General features: G+C 56.9%; 3 protein-coding genes. 1 reads left to right on the top strand and 2 read right to left on the bottom strand.

What is annotated here, in order from left to right; translation table 11 throughout:
* A partial coding sequence (locus OP495_RS18435; protein WP_280571225.1) for an SDR family NAD(P)-dependent oxidoreductase occupies window positions 1–485 on the top strand: 485 nt, incomplete at its 5' end.
* A 49-nt stretch (window positions 486–534) separates the two neighbouring features.
* Here OP495_RS18435 and OP495_RS18430 read toward each other — a convergent pair.
* Complete coding sequence (locus OP495_RS18430) at window positions 535–798, bottom strand: Txe/YoeB family addiction module toxin (protein WP_348521335.1); 264 nt, start codon at window positions 796–798, stop codon at window positions 535–537.
* Window positions 791–941, bottom strand: a 151-nt coding sequence (locus tag OP495_RS18425) for a type II toxin-antitoxin system Phd/YefM family antitoxin (protein ID WP_280571226.1), incomplete at its 5' end; no start/stop codon positions are given. The genes OP495_RS18425 and OP495_RS18430, both read right to left, overlap by 8 nt.

The following is a 941-nucleotide window of genomic DNA, read 5'->3' as shown; positions in this document are numbered from 1 at the left end:
AGCCCGCTCAAGAAGTCGACCGGCGCGACTGGCACACCATGATCGACACCAACGTCACGGGGCTGGTCAACGTCACCCACACGCTACTGCCGACACTGATCGACGTCGGCGCAGGCGCTACCATCGTCAATGTCGGCTCCATCGCCGGCCAATGGCCCTACCCCAGTAGCCACGTCTACGGCGCCTCCAAGGCCTTCGTTCAACAGTTCAGCTACAACCTGCGCTGCGACTTGCTTGGCACCGGCGTGCGCGTGACTGACCTTGCCCCCGGCATCGCCGAAACCGAATTCACCCTCGTGCGCACCGGCGGCGATCAAGCTGCCTCCGACGCGCTATATAGCGGCACTACCGCACTCACCGCCGAGGATATTGCCGAGCAAATGTTCTATATCGCCACGCTCCCTGCGCACATCAACTTCAACCGCCTGGAAGTCATGCCCACCCGCCAAGCCTGGTCGGCCTTCGCCATCGATCGCGACGAGTGAGGGACCGTAAAGGGGACACGTCCCGACCATGAGGTCGAGGGCAGCGCGTTCAATAGTGGTATCTGCAGGATATGATCGTAATGGACGCATCTTCCACGGCATAAACCAAGCGGTTAGTCTCATCGATTCGGCGTAACCAGAAGCCCGCCAGGTTTTCCTTGAGAGCTTCTGGTTTCCCGATACCTTCGAACGGAGACCGCTTCACATCAGTGATTAGCTTGTTGATGCGTATGAGAGTCTTCTTATCCTGGCTTTGCCAATAGATGTAGTCGTTCCATGCCTCTTCAGTCCAACAAAGCAACCGACTACTCACTTTCATCTACCAACCCACGTGTTGTTGCCTGGCCTGCCTTGTATTGCGCGATTGATTTACTCAGGTGTTCAGCATTAGCAGGGGAGCGCAATAGATGTACTGTCTCCATAAGGCTGTTGTAGTAATCCAGCGACATGACGACG

This window comes from Chromohalobacter sp. 296-RDG, assembly GCF_029889885.1.
Classification (GTDB): Bacteria; Pseudomonadota; Gammaproteobacteria; order Pseudomonadales; family Halomonadaceae; genus Chromohalobacter.
This window is presented reverse-complemented; position numbering and strand designations above follow the sequence as displayed.